This window comes from Rothia sp. HMSC036D11 (assembly GCF_001814205.1).
Classification (GTDB): Bacteria; Actinomycetota; Actinomycetes; order Actinomycetales; family Micrococcaceae; genus Rothia; species Rothia dentocariosa.
Window position 1 is genome coordinate 3,364 of the sequence record NZ_KV815310.1, and the last position, 719, is coordinate 4,082.

Annotated in this window: 1 protein-coding gene; it reads left to right on the forward strand. The window is 45.5% G+C overall.

The window, feature by feature from the left end:
* Nucleotides 1-132: 132 nt before the first annotated feature.
* Nucleotides 133-719, forward strand: a 587-nt coding sequence (locus tag HMPREF2958_RS07260) for a hypothetical protein (protein WP_070697540.1), incomplete at its 3' end; no start/stop codon positions are given.

Here is a 719-nt window from a genome sequence, read left to right on the forward strand (position 1 = left end):
AGAATGGTATCTGGATAACTGACCCCGATGAGTACCCCGAGAGCACATCCTACACTGGCAGTCGTGAGGGAGAAAGTTCATCTGAGCAAACATAGTTAGACTCCTTTTCCTGTCTGCATTTTAGAGAGAAACATGCCTTATCAACAAGAACGGTCTGCCGTAGAATTTACTGCTCCTTTGTTTATCCGTGAAGACGGGTACTGGAAAAACCATATGCTGCCTTACCTGGGAGCGGAGGGGTGGAAGGTTATTGTTGTTGACTGTGCTGGGGTAAAAACCACGTTGGATTTTGCGTATCGTCTGGTTGAGAGTATTGAGAGTGTTTATGCTATTCCGGATGATTTTAACCTGCGTTGGGCGTCTGAAGATGCCTGTCTGATTAACTGGTTTGATATGCGTCAAGGACTGTTTGTGCTGTACAAGAATTTTGAGGACCTCTTTGTGATGGATGATAGGGCTGTTACAGCGTGCGTAAATATTCTGGAAGAAATGGAAGTATATTACGCCACTCGCCAATTACACGGCAGCGGGCTATATCAAGTCATGGTTGGTTATGGTTTTGATGTTTCACAGGAAAGCTTGCCGCGTGTGAAAGAGTTTTTCAACGATAGCATAGTGATTGCTGCTGACGGGGCCAAGTATCCTTGGTCACGGGTGGAAAGGTTTAAGAAACTGTTTTTCCCAGATGGTTTTCCTGACCCGTTGTATGAGGATGGTAC